Consider the following 15,152-nt stretch of genomic DNA (forward strand, 5'->3'; position numbering starts at 1 on the left):
ATAACCGAACCGGTAGTTTACATGAGTACCCTGTAAGGCTTAAAATTTAAAGTAAGGCTCCGAAAATGATTAAGGGAAACCCTCGCTCAGAGAGTTCCCCTCAATAAAATACATAAATACTTATATATACATATCAATCATAACGCTCGTCGATAACTCTTGCGGTCTTTTTGGTACTTCTCGGAAGGACGCCCACTTCGACCACCTTTACTATCGGTGTAAAGCCTATGCGGCTCTTGACCTTTTCAGCAATGCGCTTTGCAAGGTCGTTGAAATCGTAATCTCCTGTAGTCTCGACGTAGATACGCATAGTGTCCTTACCGTCAAGATGCGAGATACGTATCTGATACTCGCTTGATATCTCCGCGAATCCGCCGAGTATCTCCTCAATCTGGCTCGGGAACACGTTAACGCCCTTTATCTTCATCATATCGTCGGTACGTCCCATGATGGTATCTATTCTCGGATAGCATCGTCCGCAGCTGCACTTCTCGGGGATGATACGGGAGAGGTCATGTGTTCTGTAGCGGATGAGCGGAGCGCCCTCCTTCACCAGTGTGGTTATCACTATCTCGCCGTATTCGCCGTCGGGGAGATTCTCGCCTGTTACAGGATCGATTATCTCTATGTAGATATAGTCGTCCCAGTAGTGCATACCTGTACCGCATTCGCAGTTTATACCGATGCCGGGACCGTATATCTCGGTAAGTCCGTAGATATCATACAACTCGATACCGAGCTCGTTTGCGATACGGTCACGCATTTTCTGGCTCCAGCGCTCCGAACCGATAACGCCCTTCTTAAGCTTTATCCTGTCACGGATACCGCGCTTCTGTATCTCCTCGGCAAGGAGGAGCGCATAGGATGAAGTTGCACATATAACAGTGCTCTCCATATCCTGCATCATCTGAAGCTGCTTGTCGGTGTTGCCCGGTCCCATAGGAATTACCATTGCACCGAGTTTTTCTGCGCCGTTCTGGAAACCGATACCCGCAGTCCAAAGACCGTAGCCGGGAGTTATCTGTATCCTGTCCATATTTGTGATTCCTGCTGTTTCGTAGCAGCGCTTGAACATTATTGCCCAGTCGTCAACATCCTTAGCTGTATAGGGGATGATAACGGGAGTACCTGTTGTACCTGATGAGGAGTGTATGCGTACTATCTCCTCCTCGGGAGCTGTCATAAGTCCCAGAGGGTAAGCGTCACGGAGGTCCTTTTTTTCCGAGAAGGGCAGGTTTGCGAAGTCCTCGGCAGAATGTATCTCGGTTATGCCTGCTTCTTCAAGCTTTTTTCCGTAGAAGCTCTCAGCAGCAACAAGTGCTCTGATACGGTCATTGACCAGTTTTATCTGTTCATCGGTTATCTGCATAAGTTTTATTCCTTTCAGCTTATATAATTGAGAGCCTTTTTGTTCAGCTCTACGAACTGCGGTTTAACGTTCTTTTCCATAGCTCTTTCCGCATCACCGATCGTGAAGGGAAGGAATCCGCTTCTTATAGCTGCGCCCAGCATCACCATATTGAGTACCTTCGGTGAACCGAGGTCACGGCAGGCTTTAGCGCCGTCAACGATAACGAGGTCGTTAACGCAGCCTTTGAGGTAGTTCATCATTTCCTCGCCGTTGTATGAGGATTCTTTCAGTACGGCAGTAACAGGCATAACGGGATGAGTGTTGACTATAACGCATCCGCTGTCGCTGAGATACGGCAGCATACGTACAGCCTCGGCAGGCTCGAAAGCGATTATGATATCCGCCTGCTTTCTTCCGAACATAGGACTGTACATCTCGTTTCCTATCCTGAGGAAGCTGAATACGCTTCCGCCCTTCTGAGCCATACCGATAGTCTCGGCGCTCATAACGTGGTACCCCTTATCCATTGCGGCAGATGCAGTGAGCTTTGAGGTAAGGACTATTCCCTGTCCTCCGACTCCGCAGAGAAGTATATTATTCGTCATTTATCCATACCTCCTATAGCATCCACAGGGCAGACCTGCGAACAGAGTCCGCAGCCTGTACAGAGTGAACTGTCTATCTTAACTTTTCCGCCCGAGATGATTATTCCGGGACAGCCGAGACTGTTGATACACTTCTTGCAGCCTATGCACTTATCCTCGTCAATAACGGCAGGCTTCTCGGGTTTGATGAGTACCGCACATGGCGACTTGAAAATGATAGCCTTAACGCCCTTTTCCTCGGCTACACGCTTAACTGTATTAACGGCAGTTTCAAGGTCGAGAGGATCGACTGTCTCGACAGTTTTAAGTCCTACTCCCCTGAGTACTGCTTCTATGCTAACCTTATCGACTACCTGTCCCATCATGGTGCGTCCCGTACCGGGATGAGGCTGATGACCTGTCATTGCAGTAGTGGAGTTATCAAGGACGATGAGAGTCATATCCGCCTGATTGTAGACTGCATTTACCGCACCTGTTATAGCCGATGCAAAGAATGTTGAATCTCCCACGAATGCAAAGCATGTGGTACCGGGATCCATTCTTCCGATGCCCTGCGTGATATTGACTCCTGCCCCCATACAGAGGCATGTATCTACCATATCAAGAGGCATTGCGTTACCGAGTGTGTAGCAGCCGATATCGCCGCAGAAAACACACTTCTTGCCCTTCATCGCAGTCTTTACCGCATAGAATGAAGCTCTGTGGGGACATCCTGCACAGAGTACGGGAGGTCTTACAGGAAGCTCGGGAGGAGCGTCCATTTCCTTTACCGCAGGCTTTTCCCAGCCCATGAACTCGGCGATGCAGCAGTATACGCTGTCGCAGGTATTCTCACCTGCGGTCTGAACGTCGCCAGTAAGTTTGCCTCGTATTTTCGTGTTAAGGTGATATTTTCCGCATACGTAAGTAAGTTCACGCTCGATAACGGGATCGAGTTCCTCGATACAGAGCACCTCGTCCAGATCCTTGAGGAATTCAACGGCAGCCTTCTCGGGGAACGGGAAAGGAGTTGAGACCTTGAAAAGCTTCGGAGCGCTTCTGTCCACGATAGCCTCTGAAACGTATGTGAAGCTGATACCGTGTGAAGCGATTCCCTTTCTGCATGAAGGATCAGCAGGAAGAATTATCGCATTGCGGTGGTATTCCGAGAAAACATCGGATAACTCGATATTCCTCTTTTCTATATTCTTGTGTGCATTGTATGAGAGCTTCGGAAATATTACCCACTTTGAAGGATCCTTCTCAAAGCCTTCGGGCTTATGGGTGTAATACTCCTCGGGATCCTTTACATCAATGGAAGCATATCCGTGACAGACTCTTGTGGTAGGTCTGAAAAGCACGGGAGTATGATACATCTCCGAGTAAGCAAAGGCATCACGTATCATATCGTAAGCCTCCTGTACCGATGAAGGATCGAAGCAGGGCAGCTTTGAGAATGCCGCAAAATGACGCGTATCCTGTTCGGTCTGCGAGGAGATCGGTCCGGGATCGTCAGCGACCATTATTACCATTCCGCCTTTGACGCCTATGTAGGCAAGGCTCATCAGCGGATCGGCTGCAACGTTGAGTCCGACCTGCTTCATGGTCACCATTGTACGTGCGCCGCAGTACGCAGCACCTGCACCAAGCTCCATTGCTGCCTTTTCGTTTACGGACCACTCCACGTATATATCGCCTTTATTGTTCTTTGCTGTGGTCTCGAGGACCTCCGTTGAAGGAGTTCCGGGGTAACCGCATATAAGATCAAGTCCTGCGGCAATAGCACCTCTTGCTATGGCTGCATTTCCCATTAAAAATTCCTTATGCATAATGCACCTCTTCAGTCATAAAGATAATACTAAAATCCATTCCGACGTCCTTATACGCACAGTATCAGACATCGGAAAACCTACCTTTTATTTTACTACTTTTTGCGTTTCGTGTCAATGAATAATAAAGCATTTATACAATTCCGACATAACGGCAGTTCTTTTTTAGTACAAAACGTCACCGCACCATAACAGTCAGGTGATAAAAGAGTGAAATACATGTGAAAATACTCTTGTAAAACCGGTAAAAGCATGGTATAATGATATTTACAGTTTTTGCGCAATAAAAATGGAAGGAGGATATGATATCTTCTGCTGTGATAAGCTTCTCTGCAAAGATATCATGATAATCTTATGTCAAGATCTGTAATATGTATTCTCATTACCATACTTGCATACCTTGCAATGATGGTCATCATTGGCTTTGTCTATTCAAAAAAGAACAGCAATGTCAATGACTTCTATCTGGGCGGCAGAAAGCTCGGTCCGCTCGTATCAGCAATGAGCGCCGAAGCTTCCGACATGAGCAGCTACCTGCTTATGGGACTTCCCGGACTCGCTTACCTCTGCGGTACCGCAGAAGTCGGCTGGACTGCCATCGGTCTTGCGGCAGGTACTTACCTGAACTGGCTCTTTGTTGCAAAACGCCTGAGAGTCTATTCCCAGAAATGCCGCAACTCGATAACCATACCCGATTTCTTCTCTAACCGCTTCAGAGACGAAAAGCACATCCTTATGGGTATATCCGCTGTTATCATACTGGTATTCTTCGTACCGTATACAGCATCGGGATTCTCTGCCTGCGGAAAGCTCTTCAATCAGCTCTTCGGCTGGGAATACCACACCGCAATGATAATCAGTGCGATAATCATCATCCTATACACCAGTCTCGGAGGATTCCTTGCAGCAAGCTTCACCGACCTTATCCAGAGCATAGTTATGACTACCGCACTCGCTATACTCGTTATTTACGGCGTTTACACAGCAGGCGGTCTCGACAACGTTATGGATAACGCAAAGAGCCTTACAAACTACCTCAACTTCACCCAGACTCGTACTGCGGAAGGCGAGCCCGTACCGTTCAGCTTCATCAGCATAGTATCAACTCTTGCATGGGGACTCGGATACTTCGGTATGCCACATATCCTGCTCCGCTTCATGGCTATCGATGACAAGAACAAGATAAAGACTTCAAGAAGAATAGCTTCTGTATGGGTAGTTATCGCAATGGGCGTTGCAGTTTTCATCGGTATCATCGGTAACGCTCTTACTGCTCAGGGACACGTAAAGTCACTTCCTACATCAGCAGAATCAGAGACTGTCGTTCTTGAAATGGCTACGATACTCAGCAAGCACAGCATCCCTGCCGCACTTGTTGCAGGTCTCATATTCGCAGGAATCCTTGCCTGTACCATGTCCACATCCGATTCACAGCTCCTTGCAGCTTCTTCAAGCCTTTCCGAGAACCTTCTCAAAGGCGTTTTCAGAGTAAAGCTCAGCGAAAAAACAGCTATGTTGACTGCAAGATCAGTACTCATAGTTATCGCAGTTCTCGGCGTTATCCTCGCCTGGGACAGCAGTTCATCGGTATTCCGTGTTGTTTCATTCGCCTGGGCAGGATTCGGAGCTACATTCGGTCCGCTTATGCTGACTTCTCTCTTCTGGAAGCGTACAAACAAGTACGGTGCGATAGCAGGTCTTATAACAGGCGGCGTTATGATATTCGTATGGAAGTTTGCTGTAAGACCTATGGGCGGAAGCCTTGACATCTACGAGCTTCTCCCTGCATTTATCTGCGCACTTGTTGCTATCATCGTTGTTTCTCTCATGACTCCTGCACCTGACAAGGAGATTACTGACGAATTCGACGCAGTTAAAGCAGAACTCAACAGTTGATTATATGTTTTTTCCGGGGGAAAACCTTTCTGAGGAAAGGTTCTTCCCCCGAACCCCTTTTCCAAAGACTTTTGCCCCAAATTTTAAGCCTTACAGGGTACTCTCTCATAGTATTACTGAATCAGGAACACGAATACCCTGTAAGGCTTAAAATTTAAAGTAAGGCTCCGAAAATGATTAAGGGAAACCCTCGCTCAGAGAGTTTCCCCCGATAAAAACATCGTCTTTTATGGCTTCTTGTTTAAATTGTAATTTACTACAGCTTTACGGAGCGCAACAAGGTCGAAAGTATTAACAGCCTCGTCGTCGTTCATGTCTGCTGTATTGAACATAGTCTTATTGAACGTCATATCGTTGTTGAGCAGATACTTTTCAAGTATAACAAGGTCCTCAACGCCGAGCTTGTTATCAAAGTTAAGGTCGCCCTTAAGGACATCGGTGCTTTCCATTTTCCAGATGCCGTAATCTGTCATACCCTCGATCGTGTTTCCGAATATCGCACCGCTGAAAGGTATCATTTGATAATTGGCCGTATCATCAGCGCTTTTAGCAGGATAGCCTATCCATTCATCACCTTGAAACTTTATTCTTCCGAATCTCTTGTCAATAGTGCCTGTAAAATAATAGCTTCCCACCAAATCATACTTCTGATCCGCTTTATCTGAGGGCGTAAACTTTGCATAGCCCTTGATAGTTCCGTCATCTGCTATATCAGTTATTGATATCATGATATTTCTCCTTACGGCTGTATAGTCAACAAGCTGACCGTCCTCATATGTCGCATCGTTTATTCCGTCATATTCGCCGTACCATTCACGCTTTATCTGTGCAGGATCAATGGAATAGCTGTCATACTTATCCGAAGTCTTTTCATAACTGAAAGAACTCTTTGTATCATTGTTTCTGAAACCTGTCATTGTCTTTTTTTCGGGATCGATCTTTCCGCTGAAAGGGAACATACCATATTTATTTGCGTTTATCTTCCATTCGATACCTTCAAGAGTGAACTCGCCTGTTTCAAAATTACATTTGCCCTCGAAGAAATAGCTTTCATCCTCTGTATCAACAAAGGTAAGAAGGCCGCTGAAATTGCCCTCATCGTCACATTCGTCGATATTGATGACAGTAGGATTCTCTACCATGCCGCCTTTTCCGTCATATCCCATAAAGCTGCCTGTCCATGTTCCCCTGACCATATCCGCAGTAATGGGTGAAACTGCACTTTCCGACGCAGCAGCTGCCGCAGTATCAGCGTTTCCCTCAGCCATAGCGATAGTTGTTCCGCAGGTGCTGAGTATCGACACAGCAGCGAGAACGCTCAATAGTTTTTTGATCTTCATACTAAATACCTCCATCATTACATATCACATCCGATATTAAATTTATATATCGGTATATACCATTATAACTCTATCCACATCTAAAGTCAAGGCGATATAAGCGAAAATGCAGGAACTTTCCTCAACTTTGAAGCGTCGGGAACCCGTCAGCCTGAGCCGAAATATCACTTACATATTAAAAATAGCAGAATCTTTACGCTAAAAACGAAATTCTGTTGACAAGTTCCGCTCTCCGATGATACAATATTACCAAGGGAAAATTTAATGGAAGGCGGCGGTATATATGCTACGTTCAAAGGGATTCCACAAAGGCATAAACCTCGGAGGCTGGATGTCACAATGTGACTATAGTAAAGAGAGACTTGACAACTTCATTACTTCATCCGATATCGAACAGATAGCAAGATGGGGCTTCGATCACGTCAGGATCCCGATCGACTACAACATCCTCCAGAACAGCGACGGAACTATCAAGGAAAATGGTTTCGCACGCATCGAAAAAGCTGTTGCACAGTGCGAAAAGCACGGATTGAAGGTCATTCTCGATCTCCACAAAACAGCAGGCTTCTCCTTCGATGAGGGAGAGACAGAATGCGGTTTCTTCGACAGCAGAAAGTATCAGGAGATGTTCTATCGTCTCTGGGAAGAATTCGCAAGACGCTTCGGCAATGACAGCGATAATGTTGTATTCGAGCTTCTCAACGAAGTTACGGACAAGTCCTACATCAACAAATGGAACTCTATCTCAAACGAGTGCATAAGAAGGATAAGGAAGTTTGCTCCCGATACGGTCATTCTCGTGGGAAGCTACAACAATAACGGTGTGAAAGAGGTCCGATTTCTCGACAAGCCGTACGACAGGAACATCGTCTACAACTTTCATTGTTACGAACCGCTTCTTTTCACCCACCAGGGTGCCACTTGGACTGTAAAGATAGATCCCGAAAAGAGGATGTCCTATGAAAACAGCGGTACATCCGAGGAGTATTTCGAGCAGCTTTTCTCCTCTGCAATAAGCAAGGCTGAAGCTGACGGAACTTCCCTCTACTGCGGCGAATACGGCATGATAGATGTCGCTTCCGCACAGGATTCGCTGAAGTGGTTCAGAGCCATTAACAACGTCTTTGAAAAACACCACATCGCAAGAAGCGTATGGAACTACAAGGAAATGGACTTCGGTATATCCGATCCCAAATACGACGGTATACGTTCAGAGCTCCTCAAATACTTATGATGATATAGTTTAAAAAGATGATATAGTTTAAAAAGATGATATAGTTTAAAAGTCCGCCGCGGAAAATGCTCCGAGGCGGACTTTTTTCATTCTATGGTAAGTTCCCAGTAATACTTCCTTGCGGATACGGGAAAATCATCGGATACACCGTGTTCCGGATCGTAGAAAACTCCCTCGCAGTAAAGGGACCAGTGCCAGCATCTGGGCGTTTCAAGGCTCAGCATACAGAGCTTCGGAAGCTCGCTTCTGTCCTTTACCTCTACCCGCTTATCCGAGACCTTTACCCCCTTGCTGCGGAACATGTCCTTCATTTCCCTGAGAGTGGTCTCACGTTCGTTATCAAGCACTCGGCAGACCTCCTCAACGGGCATATTCAGCACCATTGCAAGCACTGCCTGTCCGCACTGGAGGTCGGTGGGTTCGTGTATGTACTTTATATCCATTTTCTCACTGCTTTCTGTTTACTGCTGACTGCTTTCCGAGTTCTGCTTCCTGAACATAAGTGCGGTTATACCCATTTTGCTCTTGAACTGCCGCATGAAGTGGCTCTCGTTGAAATATCCGCACTGTTCGGCTATCTGACCTATCTTAAGGTCGGTATTCACAAGCAGCCACTTGGCATGGCTGAGACGAGCGCTGATTATGTCGTCCATACAGCTCGAACCGAACTGCTCCTTGTAAAGACGCTGTAAATGGCTCCTGCTTATGCCGATGTCCTTTGATATTGAATCGATGCTCCAGTCCAGCTGAGGGTTCTCCATGAACTTCATGCGTATCTTGTCCAGCTTTTCACGGTAATCCTCGGAATGTGCCGCAAGAGACATCGCCTTACCCTTTGCAGTGCTGCAAAGCTCAGTAAGAGTGTCCTCAAAGGACGCTATATCCTTTTTGCCGAGATACCTGCAAATCACTGCAATACGTTCAAAATCCGGCTTTACCGCACCGTTATACAGGTCATCCATAGTGCGTTTCAGATTCTCTTTGAAAGACTTGATGCTCTCCGCCTCGCCTGCCCTGCGCTCACAGCGCTCCGCGCAGACAATGACGTTTTCTTCGGGTACTGCCGCAATTATATCTGGACCTGTACCTCTGAGCACATTGGATATCGCCGATAAGGGAGAAGTATCTTTGCGCTCCTTATGGTCGACGTAGGCGAGAACGTATACAGCTATGAGACTATTGCCAGTAATCGCAGAAAATCGGGAAATATTCTCGATAAGTCCTCGTCTGTTGAAGAGTCCCGACGAAGGATCGATAACTGTAAGGCTCTCGAACTGCTGCCTGAGATACTCGTGATGCATCTTGTGCTGTATGATGTTCATACCGTTTGCAAGCGCATCGCACCAGTTCACGTAATACTCGTCTATAAATATATCCCTCGGTTTCTTGTAGGATGTGCAAATATAACCGAATATCTGTCTCCGGCAGTGCAGGGACGTTAGCACGTATACCCTCGGCTCGTGTTTTCTGTCCATAGCAGGTATTATCATATCCGAAGAGAAACTGCTGCTGACCTTTCCCGTGGAATAACGTGTCTTTGAAAGGGCAAGTATCATATCATCGCTATAGCCCTTCATCCTGTAGGTCTGTGGACTGTCCATATCGAACTTCCAGTCGGTACAGAGGCAGATATCCATTGATTCCCAGTTCATTAGCATATAGCTGAGTTTGTCCGCTTCCTCCATAAGGCGTTCGATACTGCTGCATGAGGACATCCTGCCGATAAGGTCGGAAGAGATATAATTCCTTCTCTCGGTGTAGATATCCGAGGTCTTACGCATGAATTTCCTTATGGAAGAGTCGTCAGCATTTCCGGACATTACACTGTCCGCACAGCATCCGCAGCTCGTACCGATACGTATCTGCGGTCCCTCGGGTTCGGACCTGCTTACGGAATATCCTATCTGTTTAAGGAGCATATCAAATGCCTCCGCACCGAGTCCGCGTTCATCCGCAAGGGCAGTGGTTATCCGGGGAGTATAAACAAGTGCTTCCCAGCTTCCTCCGTAGCCTGCAATGGCTATCTGTCCCGGAATTTCAACACCGCATTTCTTCAGCGAGTGACAGAGCGAGACCGCCATAGCATCACTCGCACAAACTATACCATCGGGAAAAGGGATTTTTCCCTTTGCGATATCGATACCTATCTGACGGGGGATCTCCTTACAGAAATAGCCGTAAAAGACTGATGAGGAGTCGTAGGCTATACCTGCTTCATCCATAGCGTCTCCGAAGCCTGCAAGGCGTTCAAGTGATACATAGTCCTCCTCCATACCCGTGATGCAGTATATGTTCCTGCATCCGTGCTGCTCTATGAGGTGACGTGTAACGCACTTCATCTGTGCTCTCTGGTCGGGGAAAACACATGAAAGTCCGTCTCTTTTTTCGCCGATGACCACACAGGGAAGAGCTCTCCGCTGAATACTGCGGAAAATGTTTTCTTTGACCTGTTCGCTGCTGAATCCGCCTGCAAAAAAGATAACGCCGTCCAGTTCGGCAGAATCAAGCAGGGAATAGATATTATCAAGGCCGTCCGAATAGCCGTTTGAGAAAAAATCCGTTTTAGCGTTTATGATACCCGTCATTACAACGATATCATAACCGTATTTTTTGGCGGAAGAAAAGACTCCGCTGATAAGGTCGCTGTCCAAGGCGCTTGAAACGTGTGGTAGAACAAGTGCGATCCTGCCGATACTTTCCATAACACTCCTCCGAAGACAATGTCTGCATAACTAATTTTATCATCCGAACCGATCTCTATTAATTTAATTATACTATATAATTTTCAATTAGTCAACAAAAAATATTTTGTTCTGTAAAAAAACAAAATTACCATTCAAATGCGGTATCAGGACGGTCAAAAAGGGATTTTTCAGTGATGTAAATATCATAACCAAATAAGCACTTTATACTGACGACTCAACAGATTTTTTTCATTTTTGAGCAGTTTAACTTTGGCTGTTTTTCGGGTTCTTCGGCTGCCTAATTTGTATGATTTAGCTTAAACGTCTTAACGCACTTAATATTTAATGCATAAATGCAAAAAAGACTTCATTAAGTGAGACATTTTTATCGAAAAACTGCAAATGGGACAAAATGTCATAAAATCTGATACGATATGTAATTGTTACATTTGCTGTAACATGATATAATTTTAAAAAAATAGTTTGTTCAATCCGTAAACAATAAATTTGTTAAGGTTTTATGAAGATGTAAACTTTGTTACTTTTTCGGATGTACCGCAGAACCTCTTTCCGTCACTCGGAGGCTGTGCGGTACACCTGAAATGTACCTTGCATTCTTCATCGTCATCGGAGCTAACGGCGAGAAGGTCTGCTTCGGTGATATTCGCTATAGACCGACAGTATAGGGGGATAATCAGCATATATGCCGCAGGGAGGGAAACCTGTCACATGGACAGGCGCAGTATATATGCTCCCGATACTGTTTACATCGATCGTAAGAATGTGACTGTATGGGGATATAACGGTCATACAAAGATTACTTTGGCGGCTCTTCATCTGCGTGCGGCAGATAATACAAAAAGTCCCGCTATCAGCCGTATTATTTGCTTCGGAACGATTCAACGATCATCGTTCCACTGCTTAAGGAGGCGTGGTACTGCAAAACACATTGTTCGGCGATCACAGGTCAAGTATTTTGAAAGGAATGAACAAAAACATGAAATGGAATTCAATCAAAAGCGCAATTGCTGCTGTTGTGGTGGGAGGTACTGCAATCGTTGCAGCTTCTGCACATGTATCTGCAAGTCAGGAAAAGGTACTGAAGCAGTCTGATTTCGACAGATCAGCAATCAAACCCGTCATCGATGTTACCAAGGAGGTCATCTCCCTTGATGAAGCTCAGGCTTCTCCCACAAGAAAGGTAACTGTAAAGCTTTCGGGCGGAACTTCGTGCGAATGGGGCACACTCGGTCTTCACGTTTACTACGATAAAAGAACAAGCACAAACCTTAACCCATTCGGCGCTCCCGATGTCCAAAAAGGCGTGGGTACAAGTTACATGAACCTGACTGTCCAGGACGATCCTACTGCCGTTGACCAGGATATGAACGGCTTCTTCGTTGCAGCTGCAAGCGCAGGCAACAACGGTATGGACGGAGACCTCTTTACTTTCGACATCAATCTTCCTGCTGACGTTGCAGAGGGAGATGTATTCCCTATCGATATCATTTACAAATCAAATAACAACTGCGAGGATCTCTTCCTTGACGCTTCAAGAAAGAACAAGGCAATGCAGGGATATCTCTTCACAAGAGGTATCTATAACGATACTACAAATCCTTACGAAGGCGATGAGTACCTCCCCGAGGGTTCATCATACGACGGATATATTGCTATCGACAGCTCAAAGGTACCTGACGGCGGTATCTCTCAGGTAGAGGTAGACCAGTGCGAAGAAAAGCCTTCTATCGAGGTAAGCAAGGAAGTTATCTCTATCAGCGATGCTGTTGAAAATCCCGAAAGAGAAGTTACCCTCACTCTCCACGGTAACGTTGAAGGACGCTGGGCTACTTCAGGTATGCACATCTATTACGACAGCCGTTTACAGGTAGTTGCAAACCCATTCGGCGAACCCGATGTCAAGAAGGGCGACGCTACAAAGTATCTCTCAGTTTCAACAAAGAACGACGAGAGTGCAGACGAAGAAGACGGAATGTCAGGCTTCTTTATCACAACTGCTGCCGCAGGCAACAGCGGTATGGAAGGTCAGATGTACACATTCAAGTTCATACTTCCTCCCGATGTTGAGGTAGGCGACGTTTATCCTATCGATATCCGTTACAAATCCAATGCTAATGCAAGCGACCTCTTCATAGACGCTGCAAGAAGCAGAAAACTCATGCAGAGCTACCTCTTCACAAGAGGCATATACAACGAAGACCTCAATCCTTATCCGGGTGATGCATACCTGCCGGCAGGTTCATCATACGACGGATATATAGCTATCGAGTCCAATAATGCGGATCTCGGTTGATGGAAATCGAATTAACTGCGGAGCTTTGGGTAAGGCGTTCCCGAAGTTCTGATCATCCAGGGAAAATTAGTGAAACAGCAGCTGCTTCTTGCGGCTGCTGTTTTCATTATGGCAAAAAAATAAGACGGTCCAGTAAAGAACCGTCTTAGTTCATATGAACTGTAAAATGTACGAGGTGGACGATTAGTCCTTCTTGCGTGAAGCAATACCAGCTGCTGCTGCTACGAGTGCTGTTGCTGCTACAGCCATACCTGGGAATGCGTCGCCTGTCTTAGGTGAACCGCTCTTTGATGCTGCCTTTGTAGTAGCCTTTGCAGTTGTTGTAGCCTTAGCTGTTGTAGTAGCCTTTGCAGTTGTTGCAGGTGCTGCTGTTGTAGCAGGTGCCTCTGTAACTTCCTCAGTAGCTGCCTCTGTTGCAGCCTCTGTAGCTGCTTCTGTTGCTTCCTCAGTAGCTGCCTCTGTTGCAGCCTCTGTTGCTTCCTCTGTTGCTGCTTCAGTAGCTGCTTCTGCTGTTGCAGCCTCTGTAGCTTCCTCTGCACCGTTTGCCTCAGCAACTGCTACTGCAACGGGTGCCTCTTCCTCTGCGTTAGCTCCGAGAGCTGAACCTGCAGCACATACGCTGCACATAAGAGCTGTAGAGAGAGCTGCTGCTGCGATTGACTTGAAATTCTTTTTCATAATAGATCACTCCTGTTTCATATTTTAACGGCTTTCTTTCCGTTTCATATATAACATTCGGGCATGCTGACAATAAAGAGACAGTTTTTTTGTTAGAAGAAACATGCTTTTTTTATTTGTTTTTTATCTGTTATGCACAATTATGTTACTTTTGATGCATTTCCCCTCCCCCTTTTTACGGTTATTGACTTGTTCCCCTTTTACTATTATAATGTTCTTATATGCGAAATATAAAAACCACCCGAAAAGGACACACAAAAGACATACGGCACAGATATAATATAATCATAAACACAAGGAGCTTCTTGATATGAACAAAATTCTACTGATCGAGGACGATCTTCAGATATGCGAAGTTATAACCGAATACTTCACCAATAAGGGAAGTGCTGTTACCGCAGTAAACACGGGCGACGATGCTATCGAAGTCATAGAGAACAGTCTCGGCGACCATGACCTTGTACTGCTCGACATCATGCTTCCCGGTACGGACGGTTTCTCGCTCTGCCGAAAGATACGCCGCACCTGCGATATACCCGTCATTTTCATCACCGCAAGAGGACGCGAGGAGGATGTGCTCTACGGCTACGACCTCGGATGCGACGACTATATAGTCAAACCATTCCTCCTTTCCGCACTCTTCATGAAGTGCGAGGCGCTGATAAGACGTGCAGAGAGACGTCCCGAGTCTTTCACACTGGTCTGCGGTAAGATAACTCTCGATACCCGTACTCTGCGCTGCTTTGCGGACGGAAATGAAGTTGAGCTTCCACCTAAGGAGTTCGCTATACTGCGCTATCTTCTGGATCACGTCAACTGGGTTGTGGACAGGAACAAGCTTCTGGATGTGGTCTGGGGATATGACTATTTCGGCAGCGACAGAGTCGTTGACAATCATATAAAAAAGCTGAGAAAGGCACTCGGTCCCGCAGGTTCTCAGATAAAAACACTTGTAGGAAGAGGTTATAAACTGACCGAATAAGGAGGGGTAAATATGAAAGTGAACCGCTTCACGAGATTCCTCGGCAAACGCAAAAGAAGGACTTTCAAAAACATTTTTCCGTGGTGTATGGTACTGAGTCTGATACTGTCAGCGGTTTTAGCAAATAATTCAGTAAAAAAAGATACGGATTTTAAGGAAGATATGTTGGTAGATTATATTAAAGACGAACGCTCTCGTTGGACAGAGCTTTTAAATCATGATGATTATGATTATTCAGATATCAATATTGATGCGCTCGG

The 15,152-nt window shown here is 46.0% G+C and carries 11 protein-coding genes; 4 read left to right on the forward strand and 7 right to left on the reverse strand.

Annotated elements, in window-relative coordinates:
* Positions 1-133: 133 nt before the first annotated feature.
* The 3 genes from BT127_RS04095 to iorA are packed head-to-tail and all read right to left on the reverse strand — an operon-like array spanning position 134 to position 3,764.
* Positions 134-1,369, reverse strand: a complete 1,236-nt coding sequence (locus BT127_RS04095) for a phenylacetate--CoA ligase family protein (RefSeq protein ID WP_075423756.1) — start codon at positions 1,367-1,369, stop codon at positions 134-136.
* A 14-nt stretch (positions 1,370-1,383) separates the two neighbouring features.
* A complete protein-coding gene (locus tag BT127_RS04100) occupies positions 1,384-1,956 on the reverse strand; it encodes an indolepyruvate oxidoreductase subunit beta (RefSeq protein ID WP_075423757.1) in 573 nt (190 codons plus the stop codon).
* Complete coding sequence (gene iorA, locus BT127_RS04105; RefSeq protein ID WP_075423758.1) at positions 1,953-3,764, reverse strand: indolepyruvate ferredoxin oxidoreductase subunit alpha; 1,812 nt, start codon at positions 3,762-3,764, stop codon at positions 1,953-1,955. The genes BT127_RS04100 and iorA overlap by 4 nt, the downstream gene beginning before the upstream one ends.
* 354 nt (positions 3,765-4,118) lie before the next feature.
* On the opposite strand from iorA, the gene putP reads away from it, so the two are divergent.
* On the forward strand, positions 4,119-5,660 hold the full coding sequence (gene putP / locus BT127_RS04110; protein WP_075423759.1) for a sodium/proline symporter PutP: 1,542 nt from the start codon (positions 4,119-4,121) through the stop codon (positions 5,658-5,660).
* A gap of 227 nt (positions 5,661-5,887) precedes the next feature.
* Here the strand turns inward: putP and BT127_RS04115 are convergent, their stop codons facing one another.
* Positions 5,888-7,000 carry a dockerin type I repeat-containing protein gene (locus BT127_RS04115; protein WP_075423760.1) on the reverse strand — a complete coding sequence of 371 codons (1,113 nt, stop codon included), beginning with the start codon at positions 6,998-7,000 and terminating at the stop codon, positions 5,888-5,890.
* 283 nt (positions 7,001-7,283) lie between these two features.
* Between BT127_RS04115 and BT127_RS04120 the strand changes: the two genes are divergently transcribed.
* Complete coding sequence (locus BT127_RS04120) at positions 7,284-8,234, forward strand: glycoside hydrolase family 5 protein (protein ID WP_075423761.1); 951 nt, start codon at positions 7,284-7,286, stop codon at positions 8,232-8,234.
* Between the two features lie 86 nt (positions 8,235-8,320).
* On the opposite strand, the gene BT127_RS04125 is transcribed toward BT127_RS04120, so the two are convergent.
* Together BT127_RS04125 and BT127_RS04130 are read right to left on the reverse strand one after the other, a co-directional pair.
* Entirely contained in the window at positions 8,321-8,677 is a 357-nt protein-coding gene (locus BT127_RS04125) for a hypothetical protein (RefSeq protein WP_075423762.1), read from the reverse strand.
* An 18-nt stretch (positions 8,678-8,695) separates the two neighbouring features.
* Positions 8,696-10,936 (reverse strand): helix-turn-helix domain-containing protein, encoded by a 2,241-nt coding sequence (locus tag BT127_RS04130; RefSeq protein ID WP_075423763.1) that lies wholly within the window; start codon positions 10,934-10,936, stop codon positions 8,696-8,698.
* A 979-nt stretch (positions 10,937-11,915) separates the two neighbouring features.
* Between BT127_RS04130 and BT127_RS04135 the strand changes: the two genes are divergently transcribed.
* A complete protein-coding gene (locus tag BT127_RS04135) occupies positions 11,916-13,232 on the forward strand; it encodes a hypothetical protein (RefSeq protein ID WP_139275405.1) in 1,317 nt (438 codons plus the stop codon).
* Positions 13,233-13,415: 183 nt separating this feature from the next.
* On the opposite strand, the gene BT127_RS04140 is transcribed toward BT127_RS04135, so the two are convergent.
* Positions 13,416-13,910 (reverse strand): hypothetical protein, encoded by a 495-nt coding sequence (locus BT127_RS04140; protein ID WP_075423765.1) that lies wholly within the window; start codon positions 13,908-13,910, stop codon positions 13,416-13,418.
* Positions 13,911-14,220: 310 nt separating this feature from the next.
* Here BT127_RS04140 and BT127_RS04145 point away from each other — a divergent pair, with 310 nt between their 5' ends.
* Positions 14,221-14,892, forward strand: a complete 672-nt coding sequence (locus tag BT127_RS04145) for a response regulator transcription factor (protein ID WP_075423766.1) — start codon at positions 14,221-14,223, stop codon at positions 14,890-14,892.
* Positions 14,893-15,152: the final 260 nt, after the last annotated feature.

It is taken from the genome of Ruminococcus sp. XPD3002, assembly GCA_900119535.1.
Taxonomy (GTDB): domain Bacteria; phylum Bacillota; class Clostridia; order Oscillospirales; family Ruminococcaceae; genus Ruminococcus; species Ruminococcus flavefaciens_H.